The sequence below is a fragment of the Shewanella sp. SG41-4 genome (assembly GCF_014164505.1).
GTDB lineage: Bacteria > Pseudomonadota > Gammaproteobacteria > Enterobacterales > Shewanellaceae > Shewanella.
Genome location: NZ_JACJFI010000101.1, coordinates 1 through 13523 on the forward strand (window position 1 = coordinate 1; position 13523 = coordinate 13523).

General features: G+C 38.7%; 13 protein-coding genes and 1 pseudogene. 3 read left to right on the forward strand and 11 right to left on the reverse strand.

From position 1 onward, the window contains the following. The 11 genes and pseudogenes from H5202_RS11150 to H5202_RS11200 form a co-directional block, all read right to left on the reverse strand. Nucleotides 1-644 (reverse strand): IS630 family transposase (locus H5202_RS11150; protein WP_182772137.1); only part of this gene is annotated, 644 nt, incomplete at its 3' end. A gap of 64 nt (nt 645-708) precedes the next feature. Then, nucleotides 709-1443, reverse strand: a complete 735-nt coding sequence (locus H5202_RS11155; protein ID WP_182772138.1) for an NAD(P)-dependent oxidoreductase — start codon at nt 1441-1443, stop codon at nt 709-711. Between the two features lie 338 nt (nt 1444-1781). Further along, nucleotides 1782-2954, reverse strand: a pseudogene (locus tag H5202_RS11160) (IS3 family transposase). A 209-nt stretch (nt 2955-3163) separates the two neighbouring features. Next, nucleotides 3164-3958: a CPBP family intramembrane glutamic endopeptidase gene (locus H5202_RS11165; protein WP_182772139.1), complete on the reverse strand. Its 795-nt coding sequence runs from the start codon at nt 3956-3958 to the stop codon at nt 3164-3166. 47 nt (nt 3959-4005) lie between these two features. Then, nucleotides 4006-5001: an MBL fold metallo-hydrolase gene (locus H5202_RS11170; RefSeq protein WP_259397283.1), complete on the reverse strand. Its 996-nt coding sequence runs from the start codon at nt 4999-5001 to the stop codon at nt 4006-4008. A gap of 62 nt (nt 5002-5063) precedes the next feature. Then, complete coding sequence (locus tag H5202_RS11175; protein WP_182772140.1) at nt 5064-5660, reverse strand: nuclear transport factor 2 family protein; 597 nt, start codon at nt 5658-5660, stop codon at nt 5064-5066. Between the two features lie 38 nt (nt 5661-5698). Continuing rightward, a complete protein-coding gene (locus H5202_RS11180) occupies nt 5699-7210 on the reverse strand; it encodes a winged helix-turn-helix domain-containing protein (RefSeq protein WP_182772141.1) in 1512 nt (503 codons plus the stop codon). Between the two features lie 194 nt (nt 7211-7404). Beyond that, nucleotides 7405-7776, reverse strand: a complete 372-nt coding sequence (locus H5202_RS11185; RefSeq protein WP_182772142.1) for a hypothetical protein — start codon at nt 7774-7776, stop codon at nt 7405-7407. Between the two features lie 132 nt (nt 7777-7908). After that, entirely contained in the window at nt 7909-8193 is a 285-nt protein-coding gene (locus H5202_RS11190) for a response regulator (protein ID WP_220493844.1), read from the reverse strand. Nucleotides 8194-8461: 268 nt separating this feature from the next. Next, nucleotides 8462-9268 (reverse strand): helix-turn-helix domain-containing protein, encoded by an 807-nt coding sequence (locus tag H5202_RS11195; RefSeq protein ID WP_182772143.1) that lies wholly within the window; start codon nt 9266-9268, stop codon nt 8462-8464. 46 nt (nt 9269-9314) lie between these two features. Further along, entirely contained in the window at nt 9315-9695 is a 381-nt protein-coding gene (locus tag H5202_RS11200; RefSeq protein WP_182772144.1) for a cupin domain-containing protein, read from the reverse strand. A 191-nt stretch (nt 9696-9886) separates the two neighbouring features. Between H5202_RS11200 and H5202_RS11205 the strand changes: the two genes are divergently transcribed. From H5202_RS11205 to H5202_RS11215, 3 genes are all read left to right on the forward strand, one after another. Further along, on the forward strand, nt 9887-11119 hold the full coding sequence (locus H5202_RS11205) for a hypothetical protein (RefSeq protein ID WP_182772145.1): 1233 nt from the start codon (nt 9887-9889) through the stop codon (nt 11117-11119). A 396-nt stretch (nt 11120-11515) separates the two neighbouring features. Then, a complete protein-coding gene (locus tag H5202_RS11210) occupies nt 11516-11980 on the forward strand; it encodes a DUF6194 family protein (protein ID WP_182772146.1) in 465 nt (154 codons plus the stop codon). A 141-nt stretch (nt 11981-12121) separates the two neighbouring features. After that, on the forward strand, nt 12122-13111 hold the full coding sequence (locus tag H5202_RS11215; RefSeq protein ID WP_182772147.1) for an alpha/beta hydrolase: 990 nt from the start codon (nt 12122-12124) through the stop codon (nt 13109-13111). The last annotated feature ends 412 nt before the right edge of the window (nt 13112-13523 follow it).

Here is a 13523-nt window from a genome sequence, read left to right on the forward strand (position 1 = left end):
TAACGTTTCACTTGAGCTGCGGCTAAGTTATTTAAATCAATCGCACCAATAAAGTTTATTCGAGTACGACTCCCTGTGGTTTCTATCGATTTATCATGGCCTATTTTTATCCAGCCGCAACTTACTTTTGTCGCTTGGGTTGGATGCATCGCATCCATAAATAATATCGGTTCATCAACAGCTTGTGATTTTAAATGGGTATATTTCTCAATGAAGTCAGCTTGCTTTTCTTCATCAAACTTATGAGGGACACCTTTAGGATATTTGTAGCTGAAATTATGTTGATGAAGCCATTTATTTAATCCAGAAATGGAGAAACGGATCTTATAGGTTTTCCATATGTATTCGATAATTTCATAAGAGCAACGATAGGTGTTTATCATTAAATGAGCAATGACCTCATCGGTTTGCACTTCACTTAGATAAGGCTGTGACCCACCATTTTGGGGCGCTAACTTGTTCTTACTAACGTAGTCATCAATATGCCTAACAATACTCGTTTCATGAAGTCGTAATGCCTGAGCGATCATCGGTGTTGACCAACCTTCAGAACGCAGTAGAACCGCTTTAATTCGGTCACGAACACGTCCATCTCGACTCACATCGTGAAGGGCTTCAAGATCTATTTTCTGCTCAATGGTCAATTTGATGTTTTTTATGACTGAAATGATGATCCTCATTGGTCAAGAAATCAAGCACCTTCATTGATCATGGGTATATACTCGCTTTGCTATAAATCACAGGCATTTGCCCTTTCCATTTCATCCACAGATCTTGGTCTGTAATGAGTTCCGCCATAAAAGAACTTACATTAATTCTGCTGACCCTGCCAGCATCAAATATGGCACTTCTTGTTGGTGATGGGTGTATCTCGTATTCAGTAACTTCACGTTCATCAACCAAGCCATCTGGGCGAACCGCTACCCACTCAATTACTTTATTATTTTGACCGATTTCTGTACGAAGAAAATCTGCCGCCTGTTCGTTGTCAATGTGAGGTGGTAGTAGAAAACGGAGAAGCAAGATTATGCACTTTTGGCCAAATGATATTTTTTCAGATAAATCACGGTTACTGTTTCCTGTAGTATTCATTAACACAAATTTGACGGGTACTTTCGGATCGTTTTCCTTGATAGCCCTACACAATCTTCGAGTAGAATCCGTTACAAGTCTGTGAGGTTTCCCGTAGATTCCCTTAAAACTCATATTGTGACCAAGACATGAAGCTATAGAGATACATCCTTTTACGTGTTGTGTCATTTCTGCGTCGCTAAGATCAAGGATACTTGCTTGGATTATGGTGACATTTTTATTGTTTTTGATTGATTCGAGAAAACTATTTGCTGTTCGCACGATGATTTTAACGTCATGCCCACGTTGAAGTAGTTGCTCAACGAGTAGCATACCTGTAGCACCACTTGCCCCAATGATAAGAGTTGTCATTTTATTACATCCTTTAATTTTAATGCATAATGTTTTAGCATTTTGCGTTGCGCTGTTTGCAAGGCATAAATCGCCAGTTAAACTTGGCCGATGCCACATCCATATTTATCGGTATGTTTTATGTTGTAGGAATTTGCTTTTTGCGGTAGTTTTTTCTTGTACAGCCTTTAGGTTAGTGTAGATGCAAGATGCAAATAACCAGATCAATCCTCGATTTGCAAAACAACTTAAGAACAATTTACTTAAGCATAAACAATTTTCAATCTCAGAAGATAATTATATATCTATTAAAAACTTATGACCTGGTCAACTGAATTCGGTTACCCTAGTTAAGTTCGTTAAGCCACTTCTTTTAACGGCTTACCCATACGCTCAAATTCATTAGGACTTTGATAATTGAGGTATGAATGCATCCGTTGGCTGTTGTACCACATCGTGATGTAATTCAAGACATCTTGTTGAGCTGTGCATAGCGCGTCCGATAATTGCGCCAATGAACTCGTTCCTGCTTCAAGCTACCGAAAAAGCTTTCTGCTACTGCATTATCCCAGCAACATCCTTTTTTACTCATACTGCCGAAAAACTTATGCAGCCTCAGTATTCGTCTATATTGATGGCTCGCATATTGAACGCCTTGATCTGAGTGTATTATCAATCCAGCTTTAGGTTTACGTTGCCATATAGCCATTGTTAGCGCATCACAAACGAGCTGTGCTTTCATTCTGCTGCCCATACTCCAACCAACAACATTACGGGAATAGAGATCGATTACGACTGCTAGATACAGCCATCCTTCAGCCGTCCATATGTACGTAATATCTTAACCCACGCTTGATTGGCGCATTGAACATCAAAATCCTGTTCAAGCTCATTTTCATATATAGGCTTCTTGTGGTCGCTGTTGGTTGTTGCTTTGTACTTCTTTTTATAGCGCACCCAAACGTTTGCTTCTTTCATCAGTTTCGCTGTTTTCCTACGCCCAACAGGGTAATCAAGTGAATCCATGGCTTTTGAACGCGTCTTTGTCCATAGGTGTTATCGCTAAACTCGGCAATATTCTTCACCCACTGCAATAATATCTCTTGATGCTCTGTATCAACAGGTGCCAGAGACTTTCGCTTTTGATAGCTGTAGTAATTATTGTTTTTCACACCCAACACGTGACACATTAATATCACAGGTCAGATCTTCTTATTTTGGGCAATAAACGCGTATTTTACTTCGTTTCTTTGGCAAAAAAGACCGTCTCTTTTTTTAATATTTCACGCTCCATTTCTAAGCGCTTTACTTGTGTCTTTAGCTTGCGGATCTCTTCCTGCTCAGGAGTCAGCTTGCCATTGCCTCTAAATGCATGGCCATCATCATTTTCTGCTTCTTTTATCCAGCGACCGAGTAGTTTGAGGAGTCACCTCTAAATTTCTAGCGGCTTCAGCAATACTGTAATTTTGCTCTCTTACTAGTGCAATGGCATCAAGCTTGAATTCTTTTGAATAGGATTTACGTGCTTTCATTTGAATCTCCAGTTAAATCAATTATGTCTTAACTGGGTTAGTCGTATCAATTAAACCACGTCAGTTGTTGGATGCTGTTAACATTCGTATATATCCCTTAAAAAAGACCATGAGATCTTAGACAGTTCAGCAGGCCAATTACTTTATTTATAACTGACTAAGAAATATTCATGATCTTGCACTGGTAACAACCTCTTGGCTAACGCATTTTAATTCCAGACTCTAATGGACATTGCTTTTCTGGTATACAATAAACCAGGTAAAGCGACGAATAGAAAGACAATAATAACTGAGATAATTTGTTGCTCTAGCGGCGTTGATTTAGCATTTTCAAATCCAGGTACTAAAAGCTCGTTCATCCTTGCGATCATATCGAATATACTATGTAGTACTACAGGTAACCAAATCGTTCTAGTGACTAACATTAACCCAGCAAAACCAATGCCGATTAGCGTGGCATTCACCACCATGAAGGTCACATCAATAAATGACATATCGCGCAGATTAGAGTAATGCGCTAAGCCAAAAATCAACGCTTGTACCAAAACCGCTGCATATACCCCCTTTTTACTACTGCCCCATGCTTTATAAAGAATATAAAACACAGCACCTCGCATCATCATTTCTTCAACGAAGCCAATACCGATGTTGCTAAATACCCAGAGAGTTACCTTGCTAGCTGAAAAATCAAGCGACGCAAATTCAACCCCTAAAGCATTCATTAAGACGATAATCGAAATTGGTAACAAGGCTAAATACCAGCGTTTACCCCACAATTTAAAGGGGGTGGTGATGAGGGCCTCTTTACCCGCGCCTAATTTTAATAACATAGCTAACAAAGCTAATGAAATTAAAAAGCGCATTAGAGTGATGCTAATTTCCATCATCATCGGACTCAGTCCATCTGCTATTTTTACCGACGCCATTAAGCTAATGCATAGGGTAACCAACGCGAGCGAGCTCAGTAATGGTTGTCGGTTAATTATATTCTCTATAAATTTCATTTTATTCCTTTAAATCAATAGTGTATTACTAGCTGGCTTGTTTACGGTTATTGAGTCATCCAACGTGCAATATTACTCAAGGTTTTTTGTGCGGTATTCATTGGCTTTACAATAAACTGGTTAAAGATTAGCTCACTTGGTTTTGCTACTTTTACCAGTTCATTGTTTAATGTTTTTAGGGAGTCTAGTGATAGAACTAATGGTGCTTCGTTAGGTTGATAAACGGTTCCAATGGGATAATATTCGCCGGGTGTATTGGTCATTTCAATATGAGCCCCCAATACCGCGCTAACTTCATGAGTGCTAGCAAATATGACTAAGCGACTGATACTTTGCTTGAAATCCTGCCAGTGTTTAACGAACAACACGCCTGGATAAAAGGTGTCACCGGTTAATAACCATTTAGTCTGCTCATCATAAATAGATATGGCTTCTTCTTGATGTCCAGGTGTTGGCAGGATAGTTATTTCTCTTCCTCCCAAATTAAGCTTTGCCTCGCCGTTTGGCCAATGGCTAAAATTAAAATATGCTCTCATCGCTTTTTCATTAGGTTCAATTAAAGTGACATCTGGTTGTGTTACAAATTGTTGATCACCAGCATAATGATCTGCGTGGCTATGAGAGTGAACCACCAATAACTTTCTTGTTGGAATACCCTGTCGCATAGATACTTTTTTGTTTATTGACTCAATGGTTTGATACAACGCAAAGTCTAAGGGCTCCTTGGTGGCCCCGGTATCTAAAACTAGCAAGGTTTCATCACCAAACAACAAATAGATAAATGGCGCCTCAAAACTCAGACATTTATTTTGCCTTAAAATATAACTTGATGAATTGTAGGTAAATACGTCAAAGGTAGGGTCGCTGTTAGTTGTACAATTTGGGCTGCCATGGCGCCATTCTTTATCCATTAATGATGTTAATGTAGCTGTAATATCAGCATTATTATGGGGGCTGTGCTGTTGGTTTCTTGCATCAATGGTCTGTAGTGAATTACATCCTGTCATTAATAGACATGCCATTATTATAAAAATCATGTTCATCAAATTTTCCATATCTGTTGTTAACTTATCAGTGTTAAAACCTTATACAGTTGCTAGTGGTGTTAACCGTTATTCATGGGCTTTTTATCTGTTGTTTGATGGGGTGGCTGCTGATTGGCAATCATTGTCCAAATTACTGAATTGATCTTCCAGCCTTGCTCTGTTTTGATCAATTGCCAAGCTTCCTGTCCCCAGTTAGATTTATAATCGCCGAGGTGAAAGCTATAATCGAAATGAACGCTGGCAATATACTGGTCAGTTTGAATGGTGATATTCCAAAATTTTTCTTCAATAGATTGTGGGTTTTTGACAATCCCATCAATAAAATTTGAATACGTATCTTTGGCTACTTGGCGTATTTGGGGGTGTTTTTGTTGAATAAATTGCAAACTAGTATCAGAAAATACCCCTAACCAGGGAATATCTTCGGCGTAGAATAGTGCAATGAAGCGATCTTTATCTTTATCAATAATAGACAAACGAAAGGTTTCTAGTACCAATTTAATGGCTTGAAGCTCTTTTTGCTGTTCGGGCGTAACCTGAACTTCTTGTTCGATAGCACTGTGCGCTGCTGTCGTGAACGAGTATAAACATAATGCAATAAGAATTAGTCGGTGCATGTGGACGCTCTGTGATGTGTCATAAAAAACATTACTCATAATGTTCCACACAAAGCTTAATAGCTACTCAAGCTTTCTCAAATATTATCAAGTATCTGAATTTTATTTAGTTTACCTCTGAATTCGCTAGTTTCCATTGCTAAGCCTTCAAGCTGCCGTTGGTTTATTAACTGCTCTGCTTGAGTTAAATATTGATTAGCCTGAAGGGTATTGCCTTGATCGAGAGATAACTTGGCCATTTGCAACCAAGTTTGACTTTGACCTACGGGGCATTGAATGACTTTATGGTAACTCAATGCTAAATCCAAAAATGATTGTGCACTTTGATAATTTTTTAAGCGCTGTTGTATGGCCGACATTTGTTGTGCCGTGTAAGCACGAAAAAGCCAATCATTGTTTTTTTGTGCTAAAACATCAACTTTCATAAAAGTCGATTGTGCCAAGGTAAAATTGCCACGTAGTGCCTGAATCGATGCCAAGTTAAAATACAGCCGCGCTAATTCAGGCGAATTATTTGCTACAGGCTTTTCGATTGCAGTAAGAATAATCTGCTCTGCCAAGTCAAATTGTTGTTGAAGAATATAAGTTTGCGCCAATAAGCGGTGTGCCAGCATATTGCTAGGTTCCAGCGCCGTTAAGCTGCTAAGTAATTGGCTTGCGCCAGCAAAATTATTTTGGTTACTTAAATCCAGCGCTCTAGCTAAAAGTTCATTATTAAAGTCTAAGTTAGCGTGTTGCTGTAACGCTTTTAATGGCTGGCCAGTGTATGTTGTGATCTTTTGTGCAAGCTCTGTCAGCGCCGAAGCAGTACTATTGCTAAAAATAACGCCACGCTTTACATGGTCTTCAAAGTAAAACTTATACGCTAAACGATACTCTTGCACTGCCCCTGAGAATTCACTTTCAACAACGATTTTTGCACCAGACACCTCAAAGACTCGCTTGATTTGTTCATTGGTATAGTCTCGCGGCAATGCAGCTCGCTTCATTATTTCAAGTACGTAATCTGTCGGCATTACCGCAACATTTTGATCAGAGGCCAATTGAGAAATAACCTGATCCATCGCGCCAAGGTAAAGCCAGCCATGATCGCCATCCACAATAGAACTCTTCACCGGTAACACCACCACAGAGCCTTTAAATTGATTTTGCTTTGAGTGAGCAATAAACCAATAAGCTAAGCTGAAGATTAAAACAACGACAATAATGGCAGTGATGAACCAAGCTAATGTTAGTTTTTTATTTGGACGTGTTGTTTCTGATATAGATGTTGCTTTTATTTCTGGCAATACTTCAATGTCGGCAATCCAACGGTAACCTTTACGGGGATGGGTTTTGATAACAATATAATCGCTAAATAATATTCGAATTTCGCGTATAGATTGAAACAACACTTGCTCGTCAACCTCAACATCGTCCCAAATGGTAGCCAACAAAAACTCTTTGCTGAGTACTTCATCGCGATGTTCAAGTAACAGCAGCATCAACATGAATACCTTTGAGCGGACTTGAGTTTGCTGTCCATCAGATTCAATGAGATGGTGTTTGGGATGGATGATGAACTCACCAGAGCGATAGCGTAAACTCAATTTTCGATTCCAAATACGAAGTAGCGTTTAAGTTTATACAAAATATCAAGCGCGATGTATAACTATTCTCGGTTAGCTGAAAATATTGACAGTTAATTAGTCAATGCTCATTACAGCAGGATTGATAGTAAGCAAATACTGCTAATAGATATGATTAACAATTCCCAAGCGACGACTGTTCGACTTTGATGATCTTAAATCATATACGGATGACAGTGATCCGTACCAACACTTTTGGACACCTTGCTAATTAAATAACTTGATGTGTCTAAAACAAGATAAAACTTATCGCTGCTTTCATCTCGTAGAGAAAACATGTGATAGTGCCCATCTTTGTCGGTAAATAATTCAATTGCTCCAAGCTTATGAATTGAAACTCTTTCTTGTATCCAGGTTGGGAGGTGCCCGTAACCGCGATACCATCGGGTGTCCAACTCTGGGATAGAGCCATTTGTTTGCTGTTTAAAATCCTCTGTGTTGCCAATCTTTTGTGCTAAAACAGAAAACTCATTTTCTAACAATAAATATTCAAAATCAAATAAAACAATACTTAATAATGAGAACACACAAGTGGTCAAGTTAAATTGGCCACGGTTTTAGAGTCATTCCAATATAAACGTTCTGGTATTAAACCGCTTTGGTCTACGAGCTAAGGCTTCAATGCGTAACTTTAGTTCACGCATTGAGAATGGTCTAATTTAATAATCGTCAGCTCCTGCACAAAAGCCCAATTCTTTATCGACTATGGTGTCGCGAGCAGTCAGCATCAGTATAGGTGAAATAACGCTCGCATATTCTTGATATCTACGACAGACAGTTAAGACATCTAACTTTGGAAACATGACATCTAATATAATGACATCAAACTCCTGATTTAACATTAAGGACAAGCCAATTTCTCCATTGTGTGCGAAGTCTAGTGCAAAAAAGCATTCCAGGTAACTAGCAATATTACGCTGAATATCTATGTTGTCTTCAACCACTAACAGTCTTATTTTTTTTGAGCCTTATATTAATTATTCCAAATAATGTAAATCCGCTAATACTTAAGCGGTGATCAATTTGATTTCTAAATAGTGTCTTAATTTTCTTTGTTCAAACCCTTCTTGGATAAAAAGGGCTTCAAGTTATTGCTCTGTTTTCTCAAGAGTTGCTAGCTTTTGCTAAAAGTCGAGTAACGCTTCTCCTACGCTAATACTTGCTTTTTAAAGTAGATTTATACAAAAACAAGAAAATTAGAATTAACAATGTCTATTTTTTGAGGTCGCACAACTTATTCCAAATATTGGGTGTTGTACCAAAACTTTTCTTGAATTGACGAGTAAAGTGACTTTGATCTGAAAAAAAACAATCTTGCGCAACTTGCGCAATGGGTATTCCTTGCGACATAAGTGACTTGGCTTTTTCAAGACGTCTTAAGGTTAAGTATCGATAAGGGCTGGTGCCAAACAACGTTCTAAAATCTCGAGTGATTTGCCATTTACTGTAGCCTGTAATCGTGGCTAACTGATCCAATGTTATGTCATTATCTAGCGAGTCATCGATATATTCTCTAGCCATCTTAATTGCGTGATAATTGGCAGTCGTGTGCTTGTGATGTATTGTCGTTGCTTTTTGTAAGGCCATGGCAAAATCATAGATAAGGTCTTGGTATTCTAACGGCTCTAGTGGCCGTTGGAATTCAGTCAAGAATCTCTGTGCAATATCGACCAAACATGGTTTGCCTGTCACGCCATTAGGTAAAAATGGCAAATGATGCCCATGCAAAATATTTTGCACGTCGACGGGATCAATGTTAACTGCTCGATAACCGAAAGGAGCATCTGTTCCAGCAATTCCGTCATGTAATTCATCAGGATGTAAAACTAGCACTTCGCCGGGCAAAGAATAGCGCAAACTTCCTCGGTAATTAAAGCACTGCACGCCAGTGGTTGTTAATGCTAGAGTGTAAGTATCATGTCGATGCGGAGCAAAAGCAAAGCCAGCCAAATGTGCCTCAATACGAAGCGTTTCGCCTTCAGCTGTTTTGATCCAATTACTCGATTTTTTAGTCGTCATAGTGTTAATGTACTTTGGTTGCTATTACTCAATAGATGGTGAGGATTTAGCTATATTTTTCTAGCAAATATTCAAAAGCGTCTTGAGTTATATCACTTTCAGTTACGCCAGTATGCTTAAATGACTTTGATTCAATCAACAACACTTGGGCCAATTCATTTGTAGTCACTTTGTGCTCTATTCCTTTCGCTACCATGTACAATTCTCCAGAGCGGAGATGCACCGACTCGGTTCGAGTGTGCACAATGATATTTCCTTTCATTACCCAAAATAACTCATCTTCGTTAGCATGGCTGTGCCAAGGTATCTTATCGCCTATAATTTTGACTAGCATAATCCTAGAATCGTTAACATCTAAAAGTACTTTTGGGGTAAAGGTGTCTGAAAACATATCGAAGCAATCTGAGACATTTAATTTTCGATTCATAACAACTTCAATTTGAATTGGTTTAGTGAAGACCAATATAGTTGATAAACCTGTAACTTATAGAACGATATTGCGATTTTACCGGCGTATTTATAGCCTCAATCGCCGCAATATCGTTCTATAAAATGCCCATGGCTTCACGTAATATTTTATAACACAGTTGATATGTCATTATTAGAGAGTCGTCAAAATTGAAATCTAAATGTTCAAAGCGTATTGCAAAGCTATCCTTCTTACACCTGGTAATCATTTTACTCGCTGGTTGCGGTGCCACTGGGCTGATTAACTTGCAAAGCGGTAATCAATTTGCCAAGCAAGACTGGCATGGGGCAGATAGCAGTTTCACCGTACCATTTGAGTGGCATGACGGTCACGTTATCATAAAAATAGCCATAAACAGTCAGCAAGATTTGCGCTTTGCGCTCGACTCAGGGGCCGCGGCGACGGTATTGTTTGACACTGAAAATACCAAAGATCAGCCACTGTCTTTTGAGATGCAAATAGATCTGCAAGGTCGTAAAGTTAATGTAGTCAACGATGCGGTGATTGCTATTGGTCAGATAACGTTATCGGAAATGACAATTATTCAGGTCCCCATCGATCAATCTCCTTTATTTGGCTCTTATGATGAAGCTTACTTTGATGGTGCTATTGGATTTGATATTCTCAATCGATACATGACTCGTATCAATTATGCAGACAAAACGGTTACCTTTATTAGAGATAGTTCGACCGCTATAACATCAACTGAGTGGGTAAAGTTACCCATGGCTATTCATGGCCGAATCCCTTACATTTCTGGTGCAATACCCAACCAGCAAGAGCAGCCAGCCCATTATGATTTAGTTGTAGATACTGGCGCTCCCGATTATCTATACATTAATTCGTTACTTGCGACCGACTTTAATTTTCCATCTTCCTACTTTGAAAGTAATACCAAGAATTTTAATGGTGAGCATACGGTAAAAACTAGCCGGATTAATTATTTTCAAATAGCAGGCACAAGCTTTGAAAATATCGCAGTGCATGATCTATCTGACTTCGAAGACGACAATGGTATTGGCTTAATTGGTAGTGGTCTGCTGCGAAATTTTGATGTGGTTTTCAATTATGAAAATGGCTACTTAGCTCTGAAAAAGAATATACAGTTTAACCCTCAAACCTTTATTGACCGAAGTGGTTTGCAACTAGAGCCGCATAGAAATGGCGGATTAGTAAAGGGTTTAGGGGAGACCGCTGGCCTAAAGGCACTCAAGATTGCCCTAGGCGATGTGGTTACCAACATAAACGGCAATAAAATCAATGAAATTAACTTTGATGAAATTAGGGGCTTACTCAGCAGCGAAGCAGAGCATGTCGAAATCTGTTGGACGTCTATCGGTGTTGATATGTGCGGCACCTTGGTTTTGCAGGATCGCTTTTAGGACGAAAAATTGCCACGATTAATCAGACCGGAGCTTATTGTCAGGAGTACCGGTCTGGTCGCTGTATCGGAGAGTAACCATTTTCATTAGTCTGGCGATATTCATGCAGGTCGTTATATTTGAAACCCAGACGGTTTATTCATACGACTTTTTAGAGGATGATGTCGTCATTTTTGTGAGCATACATTAGCTCAAAATAATTGATGGCAGAGCAAATAAGTCTTGTGATACGAGCGCATTTGGGAATTATACTCATCATTATGTGTAATGAATATTTTCTATCAAAAAAGGTTTTAATTGAATAATTAAGATAAGCAAGTTTTTGTTTAGTTTAATCACAAATTGTTTAAAAAGCGAGTAGTTCTAAAGGCTAGTTAGCAATCACAAGGGAGTACCATGCAACCTGAAAGTATCATTGAAAAAATTGTTTCCGCGTTCGATGGGCTAGTCCCGAAATCAAGTTGGGGAGAAACATCATTATTTTATAATCCCGGTAAAGTTCTTCCCAACGGGGTTTACTTTTGCACTATCAAAAAAAAAGATGGAGACAATGATAAATGTTCAAATCTTGATAGGACAGGTGTTTATAGGTTAAGTTTCGGTATAAGTAAGAATAGTTATGAACGACTGTTTGGTGATAAGCCGAAAAGGCCGGCTAAAGGCTCTACAGTTAATGCTGAACATGATTTTACAATCGAAAATAAGCTTATGATGCATCCTATTTATGGTTGGATGTCATGGGTTCAAATATTAAATCCGACAGAATCAATGTTTACCGAGTTATTTCCTTTGATAACAGAGGCGCACTCAATTGCAGTATTAAAGTTCAATAAAAAAACCGAAAAAAGCCATTTTTTTTAAAGATTTACGCTGTGACTTAAGTCGCAAATTGCAGCGACGCTATATCGCGACATTAGTTGTACAAATCATCTATGCACTTTATGGCTGAGCGAATAGAAAATTCTCACTTTGAAAAGGTTTTATTTAAGGAACTATTAATTAATGAACTTTAAACCCATAGCGATGAAGGCTTTGATAACACTATTATTTACTTTTCTTGTAAATAATGTGCACGCTAGCTCTGATGAGCAAAGTACTAATGACTTTTTCTCACTTGCTGAGATTAAAAATGCCCCTAAAAAACCATTACAGCCTATTAATTATATACAGGCAAGTGATGATGTCTCCTTGGCCTATCGTGCTTATCTGCCAAAACAGCCCCAAGCAATTTTAATCTTTTATCATGGCGCAGGTGCTCATAGCGGCCTTAGCTACAATCACATCGGTACGGGTTTACGTGATAATTTTAATATCGCGGTATATATGCCAGACATACGAGGCCATGGAGGATCTGGCGGAAATCGAGGTGATACTCCAAAGGTTGAACAAGTGTGGTCTGACATTAATACAATGGTTAACGTTGCTCGTGATAAATACCCAAATCTTCCTCTATTTGTTGGTGGTCACTCAAGTGGTGCTGGTTTAGCGCTAAATTATTCTAGTTGGGATCAAAGAGCTGAGATTGATGGCTATGTATTTCTAGCGCCATATTTTGGTTATCGTTCAGAAACTAATTACGATGCTGGTGAGAGTAAACGCTTCGAGTTTTCTACAGTAAAAACCTCTGACTTTGTCATAAATACGATGAGCGGTGGTTTATTTTTCGGTCATTCAAAAGCAGTAACATTCAATTTTCCAGATTCTGTGTTAAGAGATAACCCTGAAATTGTCCCGTTTAACACTGTTAATATGTCGAACGCTGTGACCCCTCATTCACCTGACTCTCAATTATCTGATATACATCAATTTGGCTTATGGATAGGAATGCAAGATGAGGCGTTTGATCCATCAAAAGTCACTATGTTCGCAGAAAAATACAGTGGCAAAGACGCTAGCAAGAAAATTGAAATAGTGGATAAAGAAAATCATTTTTCAATAATGTTGAATGCTGCCAACTTTATTGGTCCATGGTTAAGAAATGCGATTAAGTAGTGGCAATTCTTGCATTATCGGGGTAGCTGGAGATATTTAACCTCAGCCTGCCGCCGCGCTGCTATGAGGAATATCCTCATAATTCGGAGTCCCACCACTCATGAGTTAATTATAGCTCGGCTAATTTCCTAGGGGCATTACCTATTTAAAGACAGGTTAAGGCTGGATGTATTTGGCTGTGACGTAGGATTGATATTTACGTCAGTTCGTCTGGTGGCCAAAATTAGTGTGCCACTTCACAGCTAACTCAAGATTAATAGGGGAGCTGCATCTTTAGTGGGGCGTCATTATGCCTATATATTTCTCTAGTATTGGTTTTAACTATAAATGAGTCGAACTTTTAAATACGAAACACCCCCATGGGGGGCGAAATTAATATGTTCTATTTACATGCTTTTATCAGGAATTTTTT